23 protein-coding genes are annotated in these 21,145 nt (G+C 48.6%); 6 read left to right on the top strand and 17 right to left on the bottom strand.

Features of this window, described 5'->3' with window-relative positions:
• The 6 genes from sufC to B3850_RS06740 are packed head-to-tail and all read left to right on the top strand — an operon-like array spanning window position 1 to window position 4,574.
• Window positions 1–753: a Fe-S cluster assembly ATPase SufC gene (sufC, locus tag B3850_RS06715; RefSeq protein WP_126752169.1), complete on the top strand. Its 753-nt coding sequence runs from the start codon at window positions 1–3 to the stop codon at window positions 751–753.
• Complete coding sequence (gene sufD, locus B3850_RS06720; protein WP_286911556.1) at window positions 750–2,000, top strand: Fe-S cluster assembly protein SufD; 1,251 nt, start codon at window positions 750–752, stop codon at window positions 1,998–2,000. The genes sufC and sufD overlap by 4 nt, the downstream gene beginning before the upstream one ends.
• Window positions 1,997–3,214 carry an aminotransferase class V-fold PLP-dependent enzyme gene (locus tag B3850_RS06725; protein ID WP_286874971.1) on the top strand — a complete coding sequence of 406 codons (1,218 nt, stop codon included), beginning with the start codon at window positions 1,997–1,999 and terminating at the stop codon, window positions 3,212–3,214. The genes sufD and B3850_RS06725 overlap by 4 nt, the downstream gene beginning before the upstream one ends.
• 15 nt (window positions 3,215–3,229) lie before the next feature.
• The gene (locus B3850_RS06730; RefSeq protein WP_126752166.1) at window positions 3,230–3,586 is read left to right on the top strand and encodes a HesB/IscA family protein; all 357 of its coding nucleotides are present in this window, start codon (window positions 3,230–3,232) and stop codon (window positions 3,584–3,586) included.
• A gap of 20 nt (window positions 3,587–3,606) precedes the next feature.
• Window positions 3,607–4,140 carry a putative Fe-S cluster assembly protein SufT gene (sufT, locus tag B3850_RS06735; RefSeq protein WP_053954265.1) on the top strand — a complete coding sequence of 178 codons (534 nt, stop codon included), beginning with the start codon at window positions 3,607–3,609 and terminating at the stop codon, window positions 4,138–4,140.
• Window positions 4,141–4,160: 20 nt separating this feature from the next.
• A complete protein-coding gene (locus tag B3850_RS06740) occupies window positions 4,161–4,574 on the top strand; it encodes a SufE family protein (RefSeq protein ID WP_286874965.1) in 414 nt (137 codons plus the stop codon).
• Here B3850_RS06740 and B3850_RS06745 read toward each other — a convergent pair.
• From B3850_RS06745 to B3850_RS06825, 17 genes are all read right to left on the bottom strand, one after another.
• The gene (locus tag B3850_RS06745) at window positions 4,571–5,770 is read right to left on the bottom strand and encodes an EAL and HDOD domain-containing protein (protein ID WP_058576545.1); all 1,200 of its coding nucleotides are present in this window, start codon (window positions 5,768–5,770) and stop codon (window positions 4,571–4,573) included. The genes B3850_RS06740 and B3850_RS06745 overlap by 4 nt on opposite strands.
• Before the next feature lie 84 nt (window positions 5,771–5,854).
• A complete protein-coding gene (locus tag B3850_RS06750) occupies window positions 5,855–6,376 on the bottom strand; it encodes a cytochrome b/b6 domain-containing protein (protein ID WP_286874962.1) in 522 nt (173 codons plus the stop codon).
• Between the two features lie 4 nt (window positions 6,377–6,380).
• Window positions 6,381–6,662 carry a PepSY domain-containing protein gene (locus tag B3850_RS06755; RefSeq protein WP_286874960.1) on the bottom strand — a complete coding sequence of 94 codons (282 nt, stop codon included), beginning with the start codon at window positions 6,660–6,662 and terminating at the stop codon, window positions 6,381–6,383.
• A 12-nt stretch (window positions 6,663–6,674) separates the two neighbouring features.
• A complete protein-coding gene (locus B3850_RS06760; protein WP_286874958.1) occupies window positions 6,675–8,816 on the bottom strand; it encodes a prolyl oligopeptidase family serine peptidase in 2,142 nt (713 codons plus the stop codon).
• Between the two features lie 11 nt (window positions 8,817–8,827).
• A complete protein-coding gene (locus B3850_RS06765; protein WP_053954260.1) occupies window positions 8,828–9,265 on the bottom strand; it encodes a hypothetical protein in 438 nt (145 codons plus the stop codon).
• A gap of 10 nt (window positions 9,266–9,275) precedes the next feature.
• Window positions 9,276–10,517, bottom strand: a complete 1,242-nt coding sequence (locus B3850_RS06770; protein ID WP_286874956.1) for a beta-ketoacyl-ACP synthase — start codon at window positions 10,515–10,517, stop codon at window positions 9,276–9,278.
• Entirely contained in the window at window positions 10,517–11,281 is a 765-nt protein-coding gene (locus B3850_RS06775; RefSeq protein ID WP_286874953.1) for a 3-ketoacyl-ACP reductase FabG2, read from the bottom strand. The genes B3850_RS06770 and B3850_RS06775 overlap by 1 nt, the downstream gene beginning before the upstream one ends.
• Window positions 11,271–11,729, bottom strand: coding sequence for a hotdog family protein (locus B3850_RS06780; RefSeq protein WP_053954257.1), 459 nt, complete (start codon window positions 11,727–11,729; stop codon window positions 11,271–11,273). The genes B3850_RS06775 and B3850_RS06780 overlap by 11 nt, the downstream gene beginning before the upstream one ends.
• Window positions 11,726–12,925, bottom strand: a complete 1,200-nt coding sequence (locus tag B3850_RS06785; protein ID WP_286911557.1) for a beta-ketoacyl-[acyl-carrier-protein] synthase family protein — start codon at window positions 12,923–12,925, stop codon at window positions 11,726–11,728. Before B3850_RS06785 ends, B3850_RS06780 begins: the two co-directional genes overlap by 4 nt.
• Window positions 12,912–13,499, bottom strand: a complete 588-nt coding sequence (locus B3850_RS06790) for a DUF3261 domain-containing protein (protein WP_286874947.1) — start codon at window positions 13,497–13,499, stop codon at window positions 12,912–12,914. The genes B3850_RS06785 and B3850_RS06790 overlap by 14 nt, the downstream gene beginning before the upstream one ends.
• Entirely contained in the window at window positions 13,496–14,731 is a 1,236-nt protein-coding gene (locus B3850_RS06795; protein ID WP_286911558.1) for an NAD(P)/FAD-dependent oxidoreductase, read from the bottom strand. Before B3850_RS06795 ends, B3850_RS06790 begins: the two co-directional genes overlap by 4 nt.
• Window positions 14,728–16,962, bottom strand: coding sequence for an RND transporter (locus B3850_RS06800; RefSeq protein WP_286911559.1), 2,235 nt, complete (start codon window positions 16,960–16,962; stop codon window positions 14,728–14,730). Before B3850_RS06800 ends, B3850_RS06795 begins: the two co-directional genes overlap by 4 nt.
• Window positions 16,959–17,495 carry a LolA family protein gene (locus B3850_RS06805; RefSeq protein ID WP_053954253.1) on the bottom strand — a complete coding sequence of 179 codons (537 nt, stop codon included), beginning with the start codon at window positions 17,493–17,495 and terminating at the stop codon, window positions 16,959–16,961. Before B3850_RS06805 ends, B3850_RS06800 begins: the two co-directional genes overlap by 4 nt.
• Entirely contained in the window at window positions 17,492–17,902 is a 411-nt protein-coding gene (locus B3850_RS06810; protein WP_053954252.1) for an acyl-CoA thioesterase, read from the bottom strand. The genes B3850_RS06805 and B3850_RS06810 overlap by 4 nt, the downstream gene beginning before the upstream one ends.
• Window positions 17,899–19,446 (bottom strand): HAL/PAL/TAL family ammonia-lyase, encoded by a 1,548-nt coding sequence (locus tag B3850_RS06815; RefSeq protein ID WP_053954251.1) that lies wholly within the window; start codon window positions 19,444–19,446, stop codon window positions 17,899–17,901. The genes B3850_RS06810 and B3850_RS06815 overlap by 4 nt, the downstream gene beginning before the upstream one ends.
• A 1-nt stretch (window position 19,447) precedes the next feature.
• Window positions 19,448–20,392, bottom strand: coding sequence for an acetyltransferase (locus B3850_RS06820; RefSeq protein WP_053954250.1), 945 nt, complete (start codon window positions 20,390–20,392; stop codon window positions 19,448–19,450).
• A gap of 3 nt (window positions 20,393–20,395) precedes the next feature.
• The gene (locus B3850_RS06825) at window positions 20,396–21,142 is read right to left on the bottom strand and encodes a glycosyltransferase family 2 protein (protein ID WP_053954249.1); all 747 of its coding nucleotides are present in this window, start codon (window positions 21,140–21,142) and stop codon (window positions 20,396–20,398) included.
• Between the last annotated feature and the right edge of the window lie 3 nt (window positions 21,143–21,145).

A 21,145-nucleotide genomic window follows, 5' to 3' on the forward strand; every position in this document is an offset into this window, starting at 1 on the left:
ATGCTATCAATTAAAGATTTACACGCTCGCGTGGAAGAAACAACGATTCTTAAAGGCCTTGACCTAGACATTAAGCCGGGTGAAGTGCATGCCATTATGGGCCCCAATGGCGCCGGTAAAAGTACACTAGGCTACGTGCTTTCAGGCCGCGAAGGCTATGAGGTAGAAAGCGGTAGCGTTAGCCTTGAGGGCAAAGACCTGCTGGATATGGAAGTGGAAGAGCGTGCGCAAGCAGGCCTATTTCTGGCGTTTCAGTACCCAGTCGAAATTCCAGGCGTTAGCAATATGGAGTTCATGAAAGAGTCAGTCAACGCCATGCGTGAAGCTCGCGGTGAAGACGCACTAAGCTCTGCTGAGTTCCTGAAAAAGGCCAAAGAAGCCTGCAAGCAGGTTGAGTTGCCTCTCGACTTCCTAAAGCGCGGCGTTAACGAAGGCTTCTCCGGCGGTGAGAAGAAGCGTAACGAAATCATGCAAATGATTATGCTTGAGCCTAAGCTGGCTATTCTCGATGAGTCAGATTCTGGCTTGGACGTTGATGCGCTTCAGGTTGTTGCGAAAGGCGTTAACAGTCAACGCGACGGCAAACGCAGCTTTATCGTTGTGACTCACTATCAGCGCTTGCTGGACTACATTGAGCCGGACTATGTTCACATTCTTTCAAACGGCAAAATCGTGAAAAGTGGCGGCCCTGAGTTGGCTAAAGAAGTTGAGAAGTCGGGCTACGCTTGGCTTAAGGAAGGAGAAGTCGCATGAGTCAATGGCTAGCACAAGTTATTGAGCGTGCCGGCAATGTTGACGACTGGTTAGCGTCTGCGCGCTCGAAAGCGTTAGCAGAGCTGAAAGAAAAAGAGTGGCCAGGACGTCGCACAGAAGCTTGGCGCTACACGTCTTTGCACAAAGTCGCAGACTTAAACCTTGCAACGACAAGCGAAGCAACAACGGCCGAAGCGCCTCAGGTTGAGGGCTTAAACAGCATTGACTTGGTTTTCGTTGACGGTCGCCTGGTTAGTGACATTGCCAACCTGACATTGCCTGAAGGCGTCACAATTGCTTCTCTGGACGCGAAAAGCGATGCAGCAGAAAGTGTGTTTGGGCAAGTTAAGCCTCAGCATCATTTATTTGGTTTGGTGAACGATGTACTCGCTCAGCACGGTGTGGTCATTGATATTGCGCCAAACGCAAACGTTGAACAGCCAATCCGCATTGTGAACTTTGCCAGCGATGGCGTGGAGTCGCACCAGCGCTCATTGGTTCGTGTCGGTGAAAGCGCCAAAGCTGTTATTATTGAGCACGGTGCGGGTAATGGTCATAGCCTGAATACCGCCTTCGCAGAGTATGACATTGCAGATAAAGCAGCTTTAGAACATTACCGGTTAGCGCTGCACGAAGGCGAAGCTATTCACGTTGGTGGTAGCCATTTCCGCTTACACAACGAGTCGAAGCTTAACAGCACTTTAGTTGGGTACGGCTCTCAGCTGACACGTCTGGATGTCGATATTGAACACGCGGGCGAGCACGCCTTTGCTAAGTTCAACAACATTTATTTGTTGGCACCGAAAGAACATTTCGACTTACACAGCACCATAGAACATGCGCAACCTAACGGTACCACCGAGGAAAATGCGCGCGGTATTATTGGCGACAAGGCAAAAGCGGTATTTAACGGCCGTATTCACATACATCGCCATGCTCAGAAAACCTTAGCTGAGCTGAACAACCGCAACCTGCTACTGACTCGTGGCGCACAAATTAATACCAAGCCTGAGCTGGAAATTTATGCGGACGATGTTCAGTGTGCTCACGGTGCTACCGTCGCAGAAATTGACGAAGAAGCTCTTTATTACATGCTGACTCGCGGTATCGACAAGCAGCAGGCATTGGTTATGCTTAACTTCGGCTTTGTACAGGAGCTGCTTTTCCAAATGCCAAATCGCGCATTAGCAAACTGGCTTCAGCCAATACTTAAGCAACGCTTCGAGCGTATGATGGAGCAGCAATGAGCCTAAATGTTGCAGACATTCGCAAGCAGTTTCCCATTTTGTCACGCGAGGTTAATGGCCACCCGTTAGTGTATTTAGACAATGCCGCTACGACCCAAAAGCCGCAAGCGGTGATTGATGCTCTGGTGGACTATTACACGCAATGCAACTCTAACGTGCATCGCGGTGCTCATTACCTGTCAGACGAAGCAACACGCCGTTACGAGGCTGCACGCCAAACGGTCGCAAAGTACATTAATGCGAACCGTAACGAAGAAGTGATTTGGACCAGCGGTACAACTGAAGGCATTAACTTAGTCGCTAACGGTGTTGCACAACGACTAAAAGCCGGTGACGAAGTCATGGTCACCGAAATGGAGCACCATGCTGATTTGGTCACTTGGCAACAGGCGTGTAAACGCTCTGGCGCTACCCTAAAAGTGGTGCCCATTCATGACAATGGCGAGCTTAACGTTGACGCCTTTCATGAGTTATTGAGTGACAACACCGCGTTTGTTGCTATGCCGCATGTCTCCAACGCGCTAGGTACTGTAAACCCAATTAAAGAATTGACCGCCGCGGCTAAAAGCAAAGGCGCCTTAGTCTTAATTGATGGCGCCCAGGGCGTTGCTCACGGTGCTATAGACGTTCAGGACATTGGCTGTGACTTTTATGTGTTTTCTGGCCACAAGGTATTTGGCCCAACCGGCATTGGCGTGCTTTGGGGTCGGTTCGATGTTTTGAATGACTGGCCGGTGTGGCTAGTTGGCGGTGAAATGATTGCTACCGTTAGCTATCAGGATGCAACCTGGGGCGAGCTTCCTAACCGTTTAGAAGCAGGCACGCCAAATATAGCGGGTGTTATTGGTTTAGCCGCAGCAATCGACTGGATTCAGCAGTACGACGCGGAAGAAATACGCGCTCACGAACAAGCGTTACTGGCACGAGCGACCGAATTAGCCAAGCAAACCGAAGGCTTGAGAATTATTGGTGACGCCCCTAATAAAATTGGCGTACTCAGCTTTGTTTTGGAAGGCGCACATCCGGCTGACATCGGCTTCCTGTTAGATAAACAGGGTATCGCAATTCGTACCGGCGACCACTGTGCGCAACCATTGATGAAGCGCCTGAATGTGCCAGGAACCGCACGTGCGTCATTTACCATCTACAATACATTAGACGAGGTTGATCAGCTCTTTGCGGGCATCAACAAAGCTCGTATGATGCTAGCCTAACGGCAGGAGGACACAATGTCTGTAGAAACTTTTAGCCCTTCGTCATCACTTATTTCCATGACGGACAGTGCCATTAAGTATTTTGAGTCGCGACTGAAAAACGAGTCGGGTAACTTGATACGCTTATCAACAAAGCAAAGTGGCTGCACCGGCTATGCGTATGTTCTGGACTCCGTCGACGCTATTCAGGAAGGTGACGAAGTCGTAGAAATTAACGATAACATTAAGGTTGCTATTGCACCCAACGCGCTGGAACTGGTGCGTAATACAGAAATCGATTACGTCAAAGAAGGCATTAACGGCATTGTGAAGTTTAACAACCCTAATGTTGTTAACGAATGTGGTTGTGGCGAAAGCTTCAGCGTTAGCTAAACGGGAAGAATAACGACATCATGCAACAGAAAATGGTGAATACCTTACGCGAAGTCAAAGCGCGGAAGGTGCCATCCGGCGAACCTAAAATCATTCCCAAAGGGGAGTTTGTGAATATTACCCAGGACCTGGGCGGTAATTACACCGTCACTTGGCAGGGTAATATGCTGCGCATTGACGGTACCGATGGCGATGCCATTGGTCGCAAGCCGGAGAAACTCGACTTTCCCGCGCCCGAAGACGGCCAAATATCCGAACAACAAGTTTGGGATGCACTGGAAACCATCTACGACCCGGAAATTCCCATTAACTTAGTGTCGCTTGGGCTTATTTATAAAGTCGATATAGACCAAGACAGTTCGCGGGTTAATATTGATATGACTCTCACCGCGCCGGGTTGCGGCATGGGACCAGTACTGGTCGGTGACGTTGAGTATCGTGTCTCACTGGTGCCGAATGTTGACAAGGTCAATGTAAACCTAGTGTTCGATCCTCCTTGGTCGCGCGATATGATGAGCGAAGAAGCGCAGCTTGAAGCTGGTGTGTTTTTCTAAACAGGAATACCGAATTAGCCATGAACTTACCAACAACTGACGAAATTCTTGATGATTTAGAATTCCTGGACGATTGGGAACAGCGCTACCAATACATTATTGATCTTGGCAAGGCACTACCAGGCTTGCCGGAAGAGCAGCATAAAGAAGAGTATCTGGTACGCGGCTGTCAGAGTAATGTTTGGCTTATTAGTGAAGAGAAAGACGGGAAGTTGCTGTTTCACGTCGACAGTGATGCGGTCATTGTGCAGGGGCTGCTAACATTGGTTATGGCGGCTTACCATGACAAAACGCCCGCACAAATCCTCGCGTTCGATATTGACCAATATTTTAATCAACTCGACCTGGAAAACCACATTACCCCAACTCGCGGGAATGGATTAAGAGCTATTGTTGGAAAAATCCAGCAGTTGGCCAAAAACGCCAGCGCTTAAATGGTATTAAATAACTCTTGTACGTTATTGGATACAGAGCGGTAGGTTGATAACAGACGCGGCTGGATAGTTTCCAGTCGCTGCTTCATTTGAATCAGGCGTTCCAGTTTCAACGCAATACTCAAACACTGACCCATAGGCCCTTTCAAGTTATTCACTGCAGCTTGTGTTTCAGGTGAAAGCGGCAACTTTTCAAAAAACGCCTTCTTATCCACGCCCAGCATAATATCAATACCTGATAGCAACCCCACGAAATAGCATTGATCAGGATCTAAGTCTTTATTTCTCTGCCCTTTCGCCAGTTCGTAGCACATTTGTGCCCTCACCAGCACCATGCGTGATGCTTCCTGACTACTAGCCGCTACAGAGCCTATGAGCGCTATCCAGCGGCGCAGTTTCTCAATACCCAGTCGCATAATCACATCTTTGACCCGGGTAATTGGGCTCGCCGTTGGATACAAAGGGCTATTTACAATTTTAAGAAGGCTGACAGACAACTTTGGATCTTCTGATATCACTCGCGACAACTCAGTCAAATCCGGCTCTTTTTCAAAGCATAAAGACAGCACTTTTGCGAGCTGCAGGGAAGACGGCTCTAGGCGAGTACCATAGATGACTTCCGGCTTAGCGAAGTAGTAGCCCTGAAACAAGTCAAAACCCAGTTCTTCGTAAGCGTTTTTGGTCGCCTCGTCTTCCACTCGCTCTGCTAACCACTTGCCTTTGAAGGTAGTGGTTTCCTGTTTAAAGGCTCGAACCTGGTCAATAGTGACGGTAGACACATCCACCTTTATGTAAGACGCGTACTTTAGTAACGGCTCCCAGGCAGGGTCAAACTCGAAGTCATCGAGTGCAAAGCGAAAGCCCTTCTCATGCCAGCGTGCTACCGCATTCACAACAGCTCGCGTTGGCTTTATGGTTTCTAAAAGCTCAATAACGACCTTATCAGGCTCTATAGGCAGGAAGCTCTGTGATAATAGAAAGTCACTTGATACGTTTATAAAGGCCGTTGCGTCGTACTGAGTGGTTTGCTCAGTAATACCCGCACATAAGTTAAACACGACTTCACTGGTCGCTGCGGTGTCACCCACAGTTTCAGCCGATAAATTAATGGCGCTTCGGTACAGTAGCTCTACTGCGTAAAACCGATTCTTTTTGTCGTAAATGGGCTGGGCAGCCAATAAAGGGGAGGATTCCAAATCTGTCTACTTTTTAAACACTGATTATTAGCTGAATTCTACGGTAGTTTTTAATAAAAGAAAAGATGAACGGTTGTTATAAATTTAAGATTTACGACGCCCTGTAATCATGGGCTTTATAAGCTCAATGCGGCCCCACCAACCTGTCAAAAACACGGCTGCAACATGAATAATAGCACCTATAAATAAGCTATGGGCAATGTATTCGTGAATGTTCTCGACAAGCGTACTGCCAAAAAAGGTGTCTGTTTCTTCAAGTAGAAAACCGGTAGTGCCCTGTGCTAAAAACAAGAACCAAAACAGCAATATCAGCATACCGCCAACAGCGTTATGCCCGGATTTTTTAGGAATCTTGCGATTTTTAAGTTCACGCAGATGTTCAGATATTCGTTTAGGGGTCGGAAAAAAATCACTCAACCTTGCTCGCTGAGGCCCAACGAAGCTCCAGACAACACGAGCAAATACTAAAACACAGACACAATAGCCAACCCACTGATGAGTCGTCTCACCAGGCTCTAGTACAAAATAATTTAGCGTAAATCCAATAACAATAAGCCAGTGGTAAATGCGAATATACTTATCCCAAATAACCACTGGCTTACCCATTAACTTACTCTTTTTCTTCTTTTACAACGCTGCCATCAACAGGATTAAAGTAGATTTCTACTTTCTCACCTGCCTGATTTTTGCCGTAAATTTCATAGCAATTACCCGGGGTGACTTTAAACTCATTAATGTCATACCCCTGCTCTTTTAAACCAGCCTGGAACTGCTCTTGATCCATCCATTCTGATTGCGGAGCGGTCGTACAACGAGTTTCCGTTTCTTCCGCACTGCAAGCGGCTAACAGTGCCGCTGCACCTGCCATAGCGGTTAATTTTAATACGTTCATATTAGTCTCCTATCATTCGTTAGGAAGTGACTCGAAGCCCATGTGATAGAGCGTAAAACCGAAAATATCCGAATACTGCTCAATCGTTTTTGAAACTGGTGTTCCTGCACCGTGGCCCGCATTGGTTTCAATGCGAATTAACTGCGGGTTATCGCCCCCCGCTTTATCCTGAAGCTCTGCTGCGAACTTAAAGGAATGGGCAGGCACCACCCGGTCATCATGATCCCCCGTAGTAACCAGCGTTGCCGGATACTCAACACCTTGTTCTACGTTATGCACTGGCGAGTAGTTCAGCAAGTATTCAAACATTTCTTTACTGTCTTCTGCTGTACCGTAGTCATACGCCCAGCCAGCACCCGCAGTGAATGTGTGATAGCGCAGCATGTCCAAAACTCCAACCGCTGGTAGAGCAACCGCAAACAGCTCAGGGCGCTGTGTCATTACCGCACCAACCAGCAAGCCACCGTTTGAGCCACCACGAACTGCCAGGCGCTCAGACGAAGTATAGTCTGCTTCTATCAGATATTCCGCTGCCGCAATAAAGTCATCGAACACATTTTTCTTTTGCATCTTAGTGCCAGCTTTATGCCACTCTTTACCGTACTCACCACCACCACGTAAGTTGGCAACCGCATAAACACCGCCCATTTCCAGCCAGGCCGCATTAGCAATGCTGAAACTTGGTGTCAGACTAATATTGAAGCCACCGTAGCCGTATAGAATAGTTGGGTTCGTACCGTTTAGCTCAACACCTTTTTTATGAGTGATGATCATAGGCACTTCAGTGCCGTCTTTAGACGTATAGAACACCTGCTTACTCACATACTGGTTAGGGTCAAAGTCTGCGCCCGATTCTTCGTACACGGTCGACTCTCCCGTTTCAGGGTTCATCTCGTATATGGTGCTTGGCGTGCTGTAGTTCGTGAAGCTGTAATACACTTTTTCAGCGTCTTTCTTTTCACTAAAGCCACTTGCACTGCCAACGCCCGGCAAAGCTATGTCACGCACTTTCTTACCGTCGTAGTCGTATTGCTCAACTTTGGATACCGCATCAACCATATACTCTGCAAAGACATAACCCGCACCGGTTGATGGATTCAGCACATGCTCGCTGTGTGCAATAAAGTCCTGCCAGTTGTCAGGTGTTGGATAGCTCGCATCCACGGTAACAACACGACCGTTAGGTGCATCCATATTCGTTTCTAAATAAAGAGTGCTACCGCGAGTTGTTAGAACCGAGGTATCGTAGTCCATGTTACCGTCAACCAAGACCAGTTCAGAGTCCGGCTGAGTCAAATCTTTAATGTACAGCTTGTTACCAGACGTCGAATTAGCGGCCGAAACCACCAGGAAGCGGTCGTCTTCGGTCACATAACCACCAACATAGCGATGCTTCTCAGCTTCCGTGCCACCGAAAATTAGGTCGTCTTCAGACTGAGGCGTACCAATCTCATGGTAATACAGCTTGTGCTGGTCTGTTTTCGCTGATAGCTCACTGCCTTCAGGCTTGTCATAGCTTGAGTAGTAGAAGCCCTCGTTGCCCTTCCACGAAATACCACTGAACTTCACGTCTACTAACGGTTCTTCATGCTGGTCGCCAGTTTCTGCGTCAATCACAATAATTTTACGCCAGTCACTACCGCCTTCAGAAATAGAATAAGCCGCAATAGAGCCGTCTTCACTGAACGTTAGCTGAGCCAGCGACGTTGTGCCATCTTCACTGAACTTGTTCGGGTCTAAAAAGACTTCCGCTTCAGCGTCTTCACTTTTCTTACGATAAACAACGTACTGGTTTTGCAAACCATCGTTCTTGTAGAAATAGATGTAGTCACCCTCAAAACGAGGCGCGCTGACTTTCTCATAATTCCACAGTTCCGTTAAGCGCTCTTCAATTTTTCCGCGGAATGGAATTTTTTCCAAATGGCTAAAAGTCACTTCATTTTGCGCTTTTACCCAAGCTTCCGTTTCTTCGCTACGGTCGTCTTCTAACCAGCGATACGGGTCCGCTACTTCAGTGCCAAAGTAGGTGTCTACGACATCGCCTTTACGCGTTTCAGGATACTGCATCTGATTATTCACTTCTTCATCATTGCTTGGTGACTGTGAGCAGGCTGTCAGCAAACTTACGGCAACCGCTCCTAGTAAGTATTTCATTGTTGTTATCCTTATTTGAACTTAACGACTTCACCTTTTAGCGCAACGCCGGCCATTAAGAAACCTGCGCCACATTGAAACTCTTCGGCACTCGCAAACTCATTATGGTTGTAGTTCGACTTAATGTTAATCACTGCGTCGTAACCATTTTCACGAGCGTTTTCCTGTAATACTTTTAGTGCCGACAACAACACCCATTCACAGGCTTCTCGGTCTGACTTACCAAAAGCGTTCGTCTTACGGCTTGTGCTAATAACGCCCATGGATTGAGCCACTTCCGGGTGCGATTGCCCCGCAAAATAGAAAGGCACATCATGTAGAGCTTCTTTTGCCTTGGCAGTCTCTACTGCTGGCTTAATTTCCAAAGTAACCACATCATCTCTGGCTTCAGCTGAGAACGACAGTAACGCAGCGGCAAACAAAGCACTAGCAACAAGTAAGTTTTTCATGAGTATTTCCTTATTTATTAGAGTTATTCCAACGTTTAAAGATCAGTGATGTATTAATACCACCGAAAGCAAAATTGTTTGTCATGACGTAATCAGTATCGAGCTTACGCCCTTCGCCGGCAATATAGTCCAGCTTTCCACACTCTTCATCCACATCACTTAGGTTAACGGTAGGTGCAAACCATTGGTCCTTCATCATTTCTATCGATGCCCAAGCTTCGATAGTGCCGCAAGCACCTAATGTATGCCCTAAGTAACTCTTTAATGAACTGATTGGCACCGCCCGGTTAAAAACAGATGCGGTGGCATTCGACTCGGCAACATCACCGCGGTCAGTCGCCGTTCCGTGCGCATTTACGTATCCGATAGCATCTGGGCTTAGCTGCGCTTGCTCCAGCGCTAGCTTCATGGCTACAGCCATTGTTTCAGCCGTCGGCTGAGTCACGTGGGCGCCATCTGAGTTGGTTCCAAAACCCACTAGCTCAGCATAAATGGACGCGCCTCTCTCAAGCGCATGGTCTAACTCTTCCAGAATAAACGTACCGGCGCCTTCTCCGATTACTAGACCGTCACGGTTTTTGTCGAACGGCCGCGGTGTCGCTTCGGGTTCGTCATTACGAGTACTGGTCGCGTATAAAGTATCAAACACCACAGCTTCGGACGGACACAGGGCTTCAGCACCACCGGCAATCATCACTTTCTGATGACCATAGCGAATGGCTTCATAAGCATAACCCAGGCCTTGTGATGCGGAAGTACAGGCCGAGCTGGTGGTATGAACTCGCCCTTTTACACCATAAAAAACACCTAAATTCACAGCCGTAGTGTGGCCCATGCTTTTTATGTAGGTCGTTGCATTCAACCCAGTCATATCGCCGGTGGAGAGCATATTGCCGAAAATTTTCATCTGCTCGGTATCGCCCGTTGAAGAGCCGTAAGCAACGCCACAGCGCCCGTCGGTAATACAGTCATCATTCAGTAGTCCGGCATCTTCTAACGCCATTTCTGTCGCGCGGGTAGCCATCAAACTAACTGTGCTCATTGAGCGCACCGCTTTGCGCGAATAGTGTTTCGGTTTTTTAAAAGGCGGCTGAATAGGCGCAGCTAAGCGCGTATTTAAGCCTTCAAAACGCTCCCATTCCGGCATAGTGACGACCGCATTTTTACCCGCCTCTAAGTGTCGACGAAAATCCTGCCAGTTATCACCAAAGGCAGTTACGCAGCCCATCCCTGTTACGACAACCCGTTTCATTACACTAACCCACCATTAACTGAGAAAACTTGTCGCGTGATATAAGCAGCAGACGGCTGGAATAAGTAACCGACTAAACCGGCAACTTCCTCAGGCTTACCCGCTCGACGCAGCGGAATCATCGACATGATTTGTTTTTCGTGTTCCAGCTCTTCTGTCATATCAGTTTCAATAAGCCCCGGCGCCACACAGTTAACGGTGATTTTGCGCTTTGCCAGCTCCAATGCCAACGCTTTTGTCGCCGCAATAACACCGCCCTTCGAGGCACTGTAATTCACTTGCCCGCGGTTACCGGCAATCCCGGAAACTGATGCGATTGTCACAACGCGCCCGCCCTGACGCTTTTGAATCATTGGCATAATGAGCGGATGCAATACATTGTAAAAACCGCCTAAATTCGTTTCTAACACGCTGTCCCAGTCATCTTCTGTTAACGAAGGGAAGGCACCGTCACGAGTTACGCCCGCGTTACACACTGCACCATAATAGGCACCGTGTTGTTCAATGTCTGATTCTATAGCCTCTCTGGCAGCCGTTCTGTCACCCACATCAAAAACCAAAAGTGATGCTTGTTGTCCCAGCGCTTTTATCTCAGCCACGACCTTTTCTGCAGATGCGCGATCGGAGCGACAGTGCACAGCAATATCATAGCCGTCCTCGGCAAGCTGCAATGCAATAGCGCGCCCAATCCCTTTACCAGAGCCTGTTACTAAAACGCGATGACTGTTATCGCTAGCCTCATTTGTCGTCATCTTAGTCGCCATAATTTTCCTCTATAAATGCTTTTTCATCGGGTGGCTGATACACATTAAGCCTCGCTTTGGCTACTACAGCCTCTTGCTGAGAAATACTGCACTCAAAAACACTCAAACCCGATTCCTCGGCATGAATTTCTTCAACATCTACGTCATAACTTTGCCCGACATCGAAACACTCGATATCACAGGTGTATTTTCTCGTGCCAAGTAAAAAACCTAGTTTGATATCATCACCCTGGCTTTTGTGTCGATTACCCGCAACCGCAGCAATACTCTGCGCCATAAGCTCAATACCAACGTGAGCTGGCAGCCCTTTTAATACATCATTGTAAAACAAGTTATCTTCTGTGACTGTCAGCCGACAACGTCCTTTTGTGTCATCCACCGATATCAACTCATCAATGAGCTTCATTGGTGGCTGGTGCTTAATTAATTCATTGAGTGTATATGTCACAGTTCACCCTTACTAAATACAAGTGAAACATTATTACCGCCAAACGCAAACGAGTTGCTCAGGCAATGATTAACCGGTTTAGCAAGCGGCTCACCTTGATACAGGTTAAGCGGTTTGGTGTCAGGATCCTGCTGACCGTCCCAGGCATGTTTGGGCAATCCATTTTGCCGCTCCAGCGCCAGCCAGCACATCACTGCTTCTATTGCGCCAGCTGCGCCCAACGTATGCCCTGTTAATGCTTTGGTTGAACTGGCCGGTATATCCTGCAAGCCGAGTTCAGTGACCGCATGCGCTTCCATTTTGTCGTTAAGCGGCGTAGCTGTACCGTGTAAGTTGATATAGCTCAGGTCTGCGGTTTCAATACCCGCCTCATACAACGCGCCACGCATGGCGGCGACAGCACCTCGTCCTTCCGGGTGCGGCGCTGACATATGATGCGCATCAGAGGTCGATTGAGCGCCCGCTAAACACACCAAGTCATCCTGCAGACCGTCTTCTTTCCGTGTGGCTATAAACAGCCCTGCAGCTTCGCCAATGGTAATACCGCTGCGATTAATGCTGAATGGGTTACAGCGCTCAGACGCCATTGATTCCAACGCTTTAAAACCGTTCAATGTCAGGTTGCACAATGAGTCGACACCACCGACAACAACAGCATCAGCAAACCCAGAAGCCAATAATGAGCTAGCACTCATAAAGGCTCTTGCGCTCGATGAGCAAGCGGTCGAAATACTGTAAGCCGGCCCTGCAATACCCATCAACTCGGCCAGACACTCAGCCGGAGCCACCATTTCCTGCATTTTATAATTAAACTTATCAGGCAGCTCGCCATGTTGCTCATGGTGTGCCAGCGCCTCTTCCCCTGACGCAATACCGGAGGTACTGGTACCTAAAACCACAGCAACTCGATGCGCCCCAACCTGTTCAATGACAGTCCGTAATGGCACCTCAATTTGCTTTAAAGCGCAGAGCAGCAGTTGGTTATTTCGGGTTCGCATAGTTGCGGGGAGCTCACTCAACGCCGGCAACTTATTATCCGCTACTTTGCCATGGTAATAGCCACTGCCGTCGTTAAGCGTGTCTTTTGCCAACGACAGTCCTGTATTGTCTCCCGCAAGTGCGGCAGCCCAAATGTCATCGCATGATGCGCCGGCGGCACAAACGGCACCGGGCTTACTGAGGCTAATTTTCATCATTATCTAACACGTCGTACTGTAATGTATTAACCGTCAACTCATAGCCCCGTTGCTTATTTTCTATGGTGCCACTGGTGTTCATTGTGACTCCTGAGGACCAAACCAGCTCACCGTCGTCTCTTAAGTTTCTGCGACCATTCTCTCGTTGCAGTTCGCCAGACGACATATGAGCGTTTACTGTTTCTAACGGCCATAACGCAAGCTGTAAATCGGCCCAAACCTGTAATGCTAACTTGGGTTCATCAAGAAAGTCGGAGCCTTTAAAGCTGTGTCCTGAGGCGGTGAGCTCTGAGCGAAACAGCTCATTCCCCAACGGTGACAATGCGACGAGTAACAAGCGCTCACTTTCTAGTAACACAGAAACCACGAACTCTCGATTTTTCACCTGTTCTGCTTTTTGTGACCAACGGACTTCCTGCCACATCTGCAATGGCTCACCTGGCCACTGCCACTGTAAACTGTAATAACCTGTGCCCACCGGTACCTGCAAACGGTCTTTACTGCCAAGAGCCGTGCAGCCCGCAACAGCGAAAAGCATTAAGGTTAGCGTTACGCATCGAAAAACGCCGATCACGCGCACAACTCCGCTAATACGTTTAAGCGACGTTCGCTTTCCTTAACGTATGGGTTCTTCTCGTCCCAGGCATAGCCGGCTAAAATAGAGCTAATCATTTCTTTCACTTGTTGTTGCTGTTCCGGGTAAAAAATTACCTTTTGGAAACGCGTATCATACCATCCTTCCACAAAGGTTCTGAACGTTGAAATACCAACCCGCAACGGCTTGCTGAAATCGTTTTCCCAGTCTTGCTTTTGCCCTTCTAACTCTTTTAACACGAGCGGTACAGCTAACGATGATGACTTCATTGCTATTGTCACACCCGACGAAAAGACCGGGTCCAGAAACTCGCCGGCATTGCCTAAAAGCGCAAAGCGGTCTCCGTAAAGTCGACTCACACTAGCCGAATAACCGGTGATGCATTGCTCAGGACGGGTGACTTCATAATTCCCCAACACTTCAAGCAAGTAAGGCTCTTCTTTGATCTTACTCCAGAGTTTATCGGACGGGCTGTCATGCTCCGCGAACAGTTGCTCTGCGCCAACCACCCCAATACTCGCTGTACCATCGGCGAAAGGAATCAGCCAATACCAAATTTCTGGATTGGTCGGATGCACCGTAATGAGTATTTGGTTGCGGTCAAAGTTGCCACCCGCCAAGTCTGATTTTACATGGCAAAATGCTGCCTGCCGAACCGGAAAGTCTGACGGAGACTCCAACGACAATAACCTTGGCAGAACCCTCCCAAAGCCGCTGGCATCAAGCACATAAGCCGCTTTTATCTCAAAACTCTCATGCTCCGTTGCGACGCTGAGAGACACAAAGTCAGGCGACGAAAAGTCGATATCGGTTAGCGTCACACCATGTTCAACCTGCGCACCTTTGTTTGCTGCGCCTTGAATCAGCAGTTGATCAAAACGTTCGCGTTTTACTTGAAACGTAGTGCCTGGTCCTTCACTAAACTTCTTTCGAAAGTCGAAGTTCACATGCTGCCCCTGACAATAAAAAGCCGCGCCATTTTTAAACTGAAAACCGAGCTCATCAGCGTTTTCTGTCACCAGGCTTTCCAACCCGGCTTGCTGTAAATAAGCCATACACTGTGGCAGTAAACTTTCACCAATAGAAAAGCGAGGGAACTGCTGACGCTCAATCACCAGTACCTTTTTCCCGGCATCAGCCAGCATGGCGGCGGCCGTAGCCCCAGACGGGCCCGCGCCAATAATAGCCACATCGTAGATTTGATCCTTCATTGTCCTTCGTCCTTTTTAACGTCTTTTGTTGGGGCAGTTGTTATCAACGGGCAAAAAAGCACACTCACAAATACGCCTACCATGACCACTTGCCCAAAGGCGGCTATTGCCGGTGTTGAACTGAACGTCAGTGCGCCAAAAGCCACTAACGTGGTTAAAGCCGATAAGTAAATAGCCTGTAGTGCGTGTGAGCGTTGCAGTCTACTAGCGCAAAACACGCCATAGTCAATGCTCAGAACTAGCACAAACATGGCACCTATCCAATGGAACAGGTTCAACGGTTGGCTTAATTGCGCAACCAGTAATGCCGTAGACACCGACAGCAAAATAACACTGAATACCTGCCAGGAAGCTTTCGCTTTCTCTTTTAGTGCCGCTCCCCGATTCAGGAATATAAACAGTACAAAGAAGCTTAAAGCCAACAGCGCGCCCAACCAAACCTGCATAGACTGCCGGTATTCGCCCAGCGCACTAGAGGCATGCTCTATTGGGTCGAAAACTTGCGCCCACGGTTTGTCATAAAAACTCGCAGCGGCGTTCCCCTGTTGTAGGCGCACAACACTTAGCCAACGGTCGTTAAAAGGGTACAAAAACTGGTGTTCGAGCGGATGAACTGCGTCTGCAGCATTAAGTTTGGGTGCTGATATCCCCAACCACTGCAAAAAAGCAACGCCTTCACTGGATTCAAATAGCTGTTGTTGCAGCTCGATGACATCTTGCTGCTGGGAAGTTGGCGAATAATAGTCGCTAATACCAATGGCGTGATAGCTCTCGTCGACAAGACTGGTTCTTTCAAGCGCCTGCTGACGAGTATCGCCGGCGACAAGGATAACCTCGGGACTGAAATAAAACGACGTATGCTCTCGCAAATAGTTTTCTTCTTCTAACAGCGGTTTGGGGGAGCTGGCTAGCAAACGGACGCTGTCATTAGATGCATGAGCGGCTATCAGAATGACCACCGTGATCACCGGCAGCACCGTTAGCCAACGACTCGGTAGTTGTCGTTGTAGTCGACAATACCCTGTTTCGGCTTTTTCACAAAACCGCTGCCATTTCGCTTGCGGTTGCTTAGGTTTAGGTAACCAAGGCAAGGTAAGAGTCACCAACAAAACCGCGCTGAATAATGCCGCCGCCATAAACACACCCAGCTGCTGTAACAGAGGAAGCGGAACCGCTAACAACAGAACGTAGCCGGCTATCGTTGTTAAACCACCCAACCAAAGTGCAGGGGTCAATGCTTTCCAGGCTGACGCTCCGTGACTGCGCGCAATAAACCCATGGATAACATAATCAATACACAGACCGATGAAGCTGGTTGCAAATACCAACATCAGCACATGCGGTGAAGACGACCAAAACAGCGTTGCCAGTAGCCCAAAGGCCGACGCAACAGCCAGTAAACTTAGTGTATAAAACAGCTGGAAGGGGGAGCGAAACACCCAAATTAAAACGCTTAGAACCAATAATAAAGACAGTCCGCCAAACCAAGTCATTTCCTGTTTGGCTTGCTTAGCGCCAGCATCCGCGTGAAAAATTAAGCCGCTTCGATAACTGCTTATGTCAGCATCGGTTTGCTTTACCGCGCTGATAAAGCCATTAAGCTGAGCAACCACTTGCTGTGTTTGGTTTATGCTTAATGCGTCACCCGCAATTTGCAGTGGCACCAGTACTTGCACCGTTTCTTCGTCAGTGCGGCTATAAAGACCGTTATAGTTTTTATAGCCCGGCATTAAATCCGGTAAGCTCTTGAGATAGCGCTGTGTCAGCAATAAAGGGTCTTGAGTCACTGGAACCAGTACGGGTTCAGGACTTTGCAACAAGCTTTGAGCATCGCTAATAAGCCCATTGAACTGCCCCGCACGTAACCGCTCAGTACCTTGTCTCGTGGCCAAACGCCCCGCATGCTCACGGTAAAATGATAAAAACGCTTTGGTGTCTGTCAGTTCGGCTCGTTTTAACGTCGGTTCACGCTGTAGCAATACAGCAACCTCCGACTCCACTGTCGCGCGTAGTTCGCCAGCTATATGTCCGCTTTGCTCGAAAGCAATCAGTAATTGCTGTGTATTGGGCTGCTGGCTCTCAAGATAAGCGCGCTGGGTTTCTGACACTTGATTGGGTAACGCATCCGCTAAGCTGCTTTGCCAACTGACTTTGGGTAGCTGCTGACTCATGCCCGCCGCCAGCAGTCCCAGAAGTATCAATAGGAAGACAACGCGACTCACCCGTTTCACTGCGGCGCCTCAGCAAAGTTTATTTCGGTTCTATTGCCGTTCGTTTCGTGCAATTCGACACGCTCGACCCGCGTATTACCACAACTGAGGATACGTTGCATGACACCAGCCAGCGTGTCGGAGTTTGGCACCATCTGTACGCAGTTTTTTTGTAAGCTCAAACTAAACTGCTCTTGCAGAACTCGTTCGTCCTGTTTCAGAATCGCTAGCAGCAACTCAGCGATGGTTTCACTGCCCGTTGCTGACGTTTGCTGTGAACCTTTAAAAATGCCCTGCTCAGTTATTTTTAATGATTGTTTCTGTGGCTTCTGCGTTTCCCACAAAATGGCCTCTTCAGTAATGGTCATTTCGCCAGAGCTCACTAGCGCTCTGGGTAAACCCGACAAATACTTACGCTGCTCAAATATGACTGTCAGCGGCAATGGCTGAGCTTGCTCTGATAGCTTTTTTAGTGCCTGTTCAGAAGTTGCTGTTTCCGCTTTCACGCCCGCAGTTAGCATTAACGCCAGAATTAGTACGAATAAACGCATCATGAGCGTGTGACCCCAAGCTTTTCAAATACGATATCCGGCGACTCAAACAGCATTTCTTTTGTGTTTTTGCAGACAGCCACTTGCACACTGGTCGCTTTGGTCAATAACTCATCGGTTTCAACACAGCGAATTTCGTAATTCATCTTCAGCCGGTGCTCCCACTCGACCAATGTTGCCGTCACCCGAATGTCCTGACCGTAAGTGGCCGAGGCAACATACTTCAAACGTAAGTCGACTATCGGCCACAGGTGCCCGTTAGCCTCCATCGTGGGATAGTCGTAGTCGAAAGTTCTCAGCAGCTCGCTGCGTGCCATTTCAATATATTTAATATAATGTCCGTGCCAAACCACCTGCATGGCGTCGACATCAAAAAATGGCACATTAATGGTTAAACTGGCTTGCTTCATGCGGACTCCCCATACAGGTTCCATGGTTTGCTGCGAATTTTCTCTAACCAGCCTCTAAGTTCGTGTTCCAGCGGTCTATCTTCTACTAGCAGTTCGAATTCAGCGGCTAGCGACGCTCGCATTGCCGCCAACTCTGGCCCGGTTTCACGCAGCTTCCCTGCCATACGTTCGCGCAGAACACTGCCCTGGTAGGACGCTAACAAGGTGGCCACTGTCACTTGCTCCGTGAGCTCGAGTACCCGCATACAATCGCGAGCGGCAATGGTTCCCATACTGACTTTATCCTGGTTATGACATTCAGTAGAGCGTGAAAAAACACTCGCTGGCATAGTCAGCTTCAATGCTTCTGCTGTCCAGGCAGAACAACCAATTTGCACCGCTTTAAAGCCATGGTTAATCGCTTTTCGCTCGCCTTCAGCCGCCGATAAATTCGATGGCAAGTCATGATTCATTTTCGTATCAAGCAACAACGCCATTTGCCGGTCATGCAAATCGGCCAGATTTGCTATAGCTGCCTTCATCGAGTCCATGACCATAGCAATGTGGCCGCCGTAGAAGTGGCCTCCATGCAAAACATGTTCGCCAATGCCATCAATAATCGGGTTATCGTTAGCACTGTTCAGCTCGTTTTCAATGGTGTCTTTGAACCACGGTAAAGCGTCTTTCAACACACCAATGATGTGCGGCGCACAGCGAATGGAGTAGCGATCCTGCAACCGGGAGGAATTACGCGGATGCTCATGATGATTCAAGTCGTCACGTATCCACTTGGCGACTTGTTGCTGGCCTTTATGCGGTTTAACGGCAAACAGCAGTTCGTCAAAATGGTTTGAATTACCTTCTAATGCAATGCTGGCTAACGCAGTAATACGGCTAGACAGGCGCGTTAAATAGTCGGCACGATCCCAGGCAAGACAAGCCAGTGCGGTCATCACCGCCGTGCCATTCATTATCGCTAAACCTTCTTTGGGGCGCAGCCTATGAAGTTCGACACCCAGAGCCTTGAAGGCTTCCGCGCTTGTCATAATTTCACCGTTAAAGCGGACATCCCGCTCGCCAATTAAAGCGCCAGCAATATAAGACAGCGGTGTTAAATCACCACTGGCGCCAACACTGCCCTCTTTCGGAATTAGTGGCAGCATATTTTCATTCAGCATCAGTACCAAACGTTCTAACAGCGGCCGACTCACTCCTGAATAACCCTGAGTCAGCGATGCCAGGCGCACCGCCAAAATAGCGCGCGTTTCCTGCTCGTTAAAGTAGTCGCCCAACCCACAGCCGTGGAAGCGTGTTAAATGAATAGGCAGCTCTGAAACCAGGTTGTCAGGTACAGAAACGGTACAGCTGTCACCATAGCCCGTGGTCACGCCGTAAATCACGCCATCCTGCTCTAACAAGTCATCGAGGAAACGAACACCAGCGTCAATTCGGGCAACAAACTCCGGCGCTTTACTCAAGGTTGCTGTCACCTCATTGTTAGCAAGCGCTACAACATCTTCTATGGTGACCGGCTGTTCGCCAAAACAAACGTTTGATGTCGTCATACTACTGACTGTCCTTATGCCAAAAATCAAAAAAATTAAACCACTGGTATGGGTAGCGAATAGCGAGCTGCTCTAATTGCTCGGCGTATTGCTTCAGCACCGGCTGTAATGCCTCTTGCCGACGCTTTCGCGGAAGCTTTAACTGCTCACAAGCGAAATTTAAATACAGATCGTAGTTACCGTCTTCCGGGTTCTTCAAACAGAATAAAAAGTACACAGGGCATTCTAGCACGCTCGCGAGTATCCACGGCCCCAAAGCAAATGGCGCTGGCTGCCCCAAAAACTCATGAGTGACTGACTGCCTTGGTGCTGTTACCGACGTTCTGTCGCCGACAATAACGACATACTCGCCATTATCAATGCGCTCTTTAAGCATAATGGCCAGCCCCATATCAATGTCAGTCACTTGAATAAGGTCTATATCGGCCTTCGGATTAACAGCTTTTAAAGCCTTGTTGAACGACTGGGCATGTTGGGTGAACACCAGCACATTCAACCGTCGACTGTACTTCTTACCCGCCATTGCTCTGGCCACCTCGAGATTCCCCAGGTGGCTGCCAATAAGCAGCCCGCCTTCGGGTCGCTTTTCCAGTTCAGAGAATTGCGTATCGCCACAGTTGCGGACGGCATATTTTGGAGATTTGCCTACCCAGGCATCAATCTTTTCCAGGGCATGCAAACCAAACTGCCAGAAATGATACCAGCTTTTCCGCCAACCGGGCGGCTGGGTAAACGGGCTCTTGCCCCCCGCAAATTCATGGACTCGCTTTAAAAACTGACAGGACGCTCGCCGCGACGCTTTGCCCGTTAAAAAGAAATAGGTAATAACAGGTGCCAACACCAAACGCATCAGCCAATGTCCACCGTACTGGTAGGCTCTTAGGACAAAAAGAATACCCCAATAGCTGCCACGCTCTTCGGTTTTTGCCCAATGCTGCTCTGCCATAATCTAGCTCTTAAACCTTCTGGCCAATAGCATCGGCGCTCTTGGCAGCATCCCGAAAAACAACCGGGTGTGTAGCCAGGATATTTTCACATTGTCTTTAAATGCTCGGAAATGTGACTGCCCCTGCTCCGGGTAAATAACCTTAGTGGGGATAAACAAAACGGGTACTCCCCGCCAATACAGCCTAACCATAATTTCGATGTCGAAGTCCATTCGCGTGCCAATGTTGACCTTATCCATAAGTTCAGTGGTAGCCGCTAACGGGTACACTCGAAATCCGCACATGGTGTCTTTCACTGACATAGAGAGTGTTTCAATATGCACCCAAAAATGCGTAATCTTTCGGCCAATTCGACGGGCGGTTGGCATGGAATCATCATACTGCGGATGTCCGCTTATTAACGCCTCTGGCCGCTGTTTAGCGAGTTCTAAAAATTGAGGAATATCAGCGCTGTCGTGCTGACCGTCAGCGTCAATTTGCAGCGCATGAGTATACCCTTGTTCTGAAGCGACCCTGAAACCCTCCAGGCAAGCACCGCCTTTACCACTGTTCTCAGGAAGCGTATGCAGCAACACCTCGGATGCAAAACGCTCAGCCAGCTGAAACAGTACTTTTTTTGTCTCTTCGTTAGAGCCATCATCAACAATAATAATGGGCACCGCATAGCTCAACAGCTTCTCCACCGTTGCTTCGATAGTGCGGTGGTGATTATAAATTGGAACGAGAAAGCAAAACTTCGGCTCAGACATAAC

It is taken from the genome of Idiomarina sp. UBA4520 (assembly GCF_002388365.1).
GTDB classification, from domain to species: domain Bacteria; phylum Pseudomonadota; class Gammaproteobacteria; order Enterobacterales; family Alteromonadaceae; genus Idiomarina; species Idiomarina zobellii.

Bases quoted from the DNA above. Each gene is read 5' to 3' on its own strand.
- sufD (WP_286911556.1), top strand. From the start codon at position 750: ATGAGTCAATGGCTAGCACAAGTTATTGAGCGTGCCGGCAATGTTGAC.
- B3850_RS06770 (WP_286874956.1), bottom strand. From the start codon at position 10,517: ATGAAACGGGTTGTCGTAACAGGGATGGGCTGCGTAACTGCCTTTGGT.
- B3850_RS06825 (WP_053954249.1), bottom strand. From the start codon at position 21,142: ATGTCTGAGCCGAAGTTTTGCTTTCTCGTTCCAATTTATAATCACCAC.
- B3850_RS06755 (WP_286874960.1), bottom strand. From the start codon at position 6,662: ATGAACGTATTAAAATTAACCGCTATGGCAGGTGCAGCGGCACTGTTA.
- B3850_RS06750 (WP_286874962.1), bottom strand. From the start codon at position 6,376: ATGGGTAAGCCAGTGGTTATTTGGGATAAGTATATTCGCATTTACCAC.
- B3850_RS06815 (WP_053954251.1), bottom strand. From the start codon at position 19,446: ATGACGACATCAAACGTTTGTTTTGGCGAACAGCCGGTCACCATAGAA.
- B3850_RS06760 (WP_286874958.1), bottom strand. From the start codon at position 8,816: ATGAAATACTTACTAGGAGCGGTTGCCGTAAGTTTGCTGACAGCCTGC.
- B3850_RS06725 (WP_286874971.1), top strand. From the start codon at position 1,997: ATGAGCCTAAATGTTGCAGACATTCGCAAGCAGTTTCCCATTTTGTCA.
- B3850_RS06810 (WP_053954252.1), bottom strand. From the start codon at position 17,902: ATGAAGCAAGCCAGTTTAACCATTAATGTGCCATTTTTTGATGTCGAC.
- B3850_RS06765 (WP_053954260.1), bottom strand. From the start codon at position 9,265: ATGAAAAACTTACTTGTTGCTAGTGCTTTGTTTGCCGCTGCGTTACTG.
- sufT (WP_053954265.1), top strand. From the start codon at position 3,607: ATGCAACAGAAAATGGTGAATACCTTACGCGAAGTCAAAGCGCGGAAG.
- sufC (WP_126752169.1), top strand. From the start codon at position 1: ATGCTATCAATTAAAGATTTACACGCTCGCGTGGAAGAAACAACGATT.
- B3850_RS06795 (WP_286911558.1), bottom strand. From the start codon at position 14,731: ATGAAGGATCAAATCTACGATGTGGCTATTATTGGCGCGGGCCCGTCT.
- B3850_RS06740 (WP_286874965.1), top strand. From the start codon at position 4,161: ATGAACTTACCAACAACTGACGAAATTCTTGATGATTTAGAATTCCTG.
- B3850_RS06730 (WP_126752166.1), top strand. From the start codon at position 3,230: ATGTCTGTAGAAACTTTTAGCCCTTCGTCATCACTTATTTCCATGACG.
- B3850_RS06785 (WP_286911557.1), bottom strand. From the start codon at position 12,925: ATGATGAAAATTAGCCTCAGTAAGCCCGGTGCCGTTTGTGCCGCCGGC.
- B3850_RS06820 (WP_053954250.1), bottom strand. From the start codon at position 20,392: ATGGCAGAGCAGCATTGGGCAAAAACCGAAGAGCGTGGCAGCTATTGG.
- B3850_RS06805 (WP_053954253.1), bottom strand. From the start codon at position 17,495: ATGATGCGTTTATTCGTACTAATTCTGGCGTTAATGCTAACTGCGGGC.
- B3850_RS06775 (WP_286874953.1), bottom strand. From the start codon at position 11,281: ATGGCGACTAAGATGACGACAAATGAGGCTAGCGATAACAGTCATCGC.